This is a genomic window from Pseudomonas sp. P5_A2_2 (assembly GCF_054177685.1).
Genome location: NZ_JBGCUL010000486.1, coordinates 1 through 3,421 on the forward strand (window position 1 = coordinate 1; position 3,421 = coordinate 3,421).

At 59.3% G+C, this 3,421-nt stretch carries 4 protein-coding genes; all 4 read left to right on the top strand.

Annotated features, from left to right (window positions below; all coding sequences use genetic code 11):
• Nucleotides 1-707: M10 family metallopeptidase C-terminal domain-containing protein (locus tag ACXRVY_RS20900; RefSeq protein WP_458238140.1), on the top strand; the 707-nt coding region annotated here is incomplete at its 5' end.
• Nucleotides 708-798: 91 nt separating this feature from the next.
• Entirely contained in the window at nucleotides 799-1,203 is a 405-nt protein-coding gene (locus ACXRVY_RS20905) for an AprI/Inh family metalloprotease inhibitor (protein ID WP_223457237.1), read from the top strand.
• 111 nt (nucleotides 1,204-1,314) lie between these two features.
• On the top strand, nucleotides 1,315-3,090 hold the full coding sequence (locus ACXRVY_RS20910; protein WP_458238141.1) for a type I secretion system permease/ATPase: 1,776 nt from the start codon (nucleotides 1,315-1,317) through the stop codon (nucleotides 3,088-3,090).
• An 11-nt stretch (nucleotides 3,091-3,101) separates the two neighbouring features.
• Nucleotides 3,102-3,421 (top strand): biotin/lipoyl-binding protein (locus ACXRVY_RS20915; RefSeq protein ID WP_458238142.1); only part of this gene is annotated, 320 nt, incomplete at its 3' end.

The following is a 3,421-nucleotide window of genomic DNA, read 5'->3' on the forward strand; positions in this document are numbered from 1 at the left end:
ATTCGTCCGGCCCGCTGACGGACGATATCGCAGCCATTCAGAAGCTCTACGGCGCCAACACCACGATCCGTACCGGCGACACCACCTACGGCTTCAACTCCAACGCCGGACGCGATTTCCTCAGCGCGTCTTCATCGTCGGATAAAGTGGTGTTCTCGGTGTGGGACGCGGGCGGCAAGGACACTCTGGATTTCTCCGGTTTCACCCAGAACCAGAAGATCAACCTCAATGAAGCCTCGTTCTCCGACGTTGGTGGCATGGTGGGTAACGTCTCCATTGCCAAGGGCGTCACTGTCGAGAACGCTATCGGCGGTTCGGGCAGCGACCTGCTGATCGGCAACAACGTGTCCAACGAGCTGAAGGGCGGTGCCGGCAACGACATCCTTTACGGCGCTGGTGGTGCGGACAAGTTATGGGGCGGCGTCGGCTCGGACACTTTCGTGTTCGCGGCCAGCAGCGACTCGAAACCCGGTGCGGTCGACCAGATCCTCGATTTTGTCAGCGGCCTGGACAAGATCGACCTGACCGGCATCACCAACGGCGCAGGCCTGCATTTTGTCAGTGCATTCACCGGTGCGGCAGGCGATGCGGTGTTGAGCAATTCGGGCGGTAACAGCCTGTTGTCGGTGGACTTCTCCGGGCATGGCGTGGCTGACTTCCTGGTCAGCACCGTGGGCCAGGCGGCGTACTCGGACATCGTGGCGTGATGTGATGTGACGTGAGAAAGGAGGGCGGTGCGTCATGCGCCGCCTTCTGTCCTCGCTGCGAAAAAGGCTACGGTGCGGAGTAAAACGTCCCATGACGCAAAGCGTCTTTACCTGCAAAACCAGCGTGTGGCTATCGGCGGCGCTGATGATGTTTTTTGGAGATGTAACCATGGCAAACAGCCTGAAATTAGCGGACCCGTCGGAACTCGCCGGAAAATGGCAAGTCCGGGAAGGCTCGTCCGCGTTGTTGCAGGACCGACAGCCGAATGGTTGCCTGATTGAATTGAAACCGGACCAGACGCTGGGCGGGCAACTCGATTGCATGGTGCGCTGGCTGGGACAGGCTCCCACCGGCTGGTTCCCCGAACCTGACGGGATTGCGTTGACCAACCATGAAGGTTCGAAAACAGCATTTTTCAGTCGACAGAAGAGTGAGTTTTATAAGCTGACATTGCCTGTTGGATTCAATGTGTCGCTGCAGCGAGCGCCAGAGTAAAAGCATCAGGTCAAGTTGGTGGCCCAATGCCCCTATCTAAAAAGTGGGTCTGTTCGTTTAACGAATGGCGTAATGGGTTGTGCCTGTGAGTAATCAACTCAAGGAAGATTAATGAAGATGGCGAAGAYCACTCCTGCTGCACCTCTAGTTCGAGCGCTGGGTGATTACAAGGGTATTTTGATTAGCGTCGCCAGTTTCACCGCACTGATCAATATTCTGATGTTAGTGCCCTCTATTTACATGCTCCAGGTCTATGATCGGGTCTTGTCTTCGCAAAATGAAACGACATTGGCCATGTTGTCGCTGATGGTTGTCGGGTTCTTTGCCTTCATCGGTTTGCTGGAAGTTATTCGCAGCTTTATCGTCATCCGTATTGGCAGTCAGTTGGAGCGGCGCTTCAACCTGCGGGTCTATCAGGCGGCTTTCGAACGTAATCTGTTCAAGGGAGAGGGTAACGCCGGGCAGGCATTGGGCGACCTGACGCACATTCGTCAGTTTGTCACCGGCCCGGCGTTGTTTGCCTTCTTCGATGCGCCTTGGTTTCCGGTCTACCTGTTCGTGATCTATCTGTTCAACGTCTGGCTCGGGGTCTTTGCCACGGCGGGTGCGGTGCTGCTGATCGGGCTGGCCTGGCTCAATGAGGCGATGACCAAAAAGCCCTTGGGCGAAGCGGCGGGTTTTTCCCAGAAGTCCAGCCAACTGGCAACCAGTCACCTGCATAACGCCGAAACCATCCAGGCCATGGGCATGCTGGGGGTTTTGCGCAACCGCTGGTTCCAGGTGCATTCAGGTTTCCTCGGTCTGCAGAACCAGGCCAGTGACACCGGTGCCGTCATCAGCTCCTTGAGCAAAACCCTGCGCCTGTGCCTGCAATCCCTGGTACTGGGTCTTGGCGCCTTGCTGGTGATCAAGGGCGACATGACTGCCGGGATGATGATCGCAGGTTCGATCCTGATGGGCCGCGTCCTGAGCCCCATCGATCAGTTGATCGCCGTGTGGAAACAGTGGAGCGGCGCCAAACTCGCGTACCGCCGTCTCGACGTCTTGTTGCAAGCGTTTCCACCGAGTGACGACGCCATGGCGCTGCCGGCGCCGAAGGGCCAGATCAGTTTCGAGCAAGTCAGCGCAAGTCCTCCGGGGCAACGTGCGGCAACCCTGCACATGGTCAATTTCAGCCTCGCTGCGGGGGAGGTGCTGGGCGTGCTCGGCGCTTCGGGTTCCGGCAAGTCGACATTGGCCCGGGTGCTGGTCGGTGTCTGGCCGACCCTCGGCGGTACGGTGCGGCTCGACGGTGCGGATATCCATCGCTGGAACCGCGACGACCTCGGTCCCTACATCGGGTACCTGCCACAGGACATCGAATTGTTCAGCGGCAGCATCGCGCAAAACATCGCGCGGTTCCGCGAAGCCGATCCACATAAAGTCGTTGAAGCCGCGCAGCAGGCCGGCGTTCATGAACTGATCCTGCGTTTGCCCCAGGGCTACGACACCGTACTCGGCGAGGACGGCAGTGGTTTGTCCGGTGGGCAGAAACAACGCGTGGCGCTGGCCCGTGCGCTGTATGGCCAACCGAGCCTGGTGGTGCTGGATGAACCGAACTCCAACCTCGACACCGTGGGCGAAGCGGCCCTGGCCGGTGCGATCGCTCAAATGAAGGCCCAGGGCACCAGCGTGATTCTGGTCACCCATCGCTCATCCGCGCTGGCCCAGGCCGACAAGCTGCTGGTGCTCAATGACGGTCGCTTGCAGGCATTCGGCCCGAGCCAGGAGGTACTCAAGGCACTTTCCGGCGCCCAGGAACAGCAACGTGAAAAAGCTGCACAGACACCGGGCGGGCTCAGCATGAGCCGGCAGTATCAGCCCACGACAAGGAACTCGGGTGTATGAGCCACGCACACATGAGCAGTCAAAATGAAGCCACGATGGAACACGATTACCTCGCGGAACGTCCGGAGCGCGACGCAGGTTACTTTGCCCGGCTGGGCTGGATTCTGGCGATCGTCGGCGCTGGCAGTTTCTTCGCCTGGGCCAGTCTGGCGCCGCTCGATCAGGGCATTGCGGTGCAAGGCACGGTGGTGGTGTCGGGCAAGCGCAAGGCAGTGCAATCGATGAGCAGCGGCGTCGTTAGTCAGATTCTGGTGCGCGAAGGTCAGGTGGTGAAACAGGGCCAGCCGCTGTTCCAGCTCGACCGGACCCAGGTCGCCGCCGACGTGCAATC